General features: G+C 43.6%; 1 protein-coding gene. It reads left to right on the top strand.

The features are described 5' to 3' along the window. Positions 1–27 precede the first annotated feature (27 nt). The coding region (locus tag F8C76_RS18260) for a hypothetical protein (RefSeq protein WP_152132975.1) at positions 28–335 on the top strand (308 nt) is incomplete at its 3' end.

Below are 335 nucleotides of genomic sequence, written 5' to 3'. Positions count from 1 at the left end.
ATGGCGCCGATCAATCAGGCAAAGAGCATGATTGAATCCGTGCGGATTGTATCATCCAGAACGCCGTCCTTATATAACCATGGATTAAACCTTGCTTATGGACTTGCCAATGGAATTTATGCCGGAAGCTCTTCGGTGGTTAATGCAGTAGCTTCCATGTGTGCGGCTGCTGTAAATCAGGCAACGGCAGATCTTGGTATTCATTCTCCGTCAAAAGTGTTTGAAGAGCTTGGTGGATATACCGCAGAAGGTTTTGGGATTGGATATGAAAAAGAAATATCTAAAGTAAACGATATGATCAGAGACAGCATTTACAGTCCGGAAACGGAAAGATC

The sequence above is a fragment of the Flagellimonas olearia genome (assembly GCF_009184425.1).
Lineage (GTDB): Bacteria > Bacteroidota > Bacteroidia > Flavobacteriales > Flavobacteriaceae > Flagellimonas > Flagellimonas olearia.
Note: the sequence above shows the minus strand (reverse complement) of the source record. Positions and strands in the feature narration are given on the sequence as shown.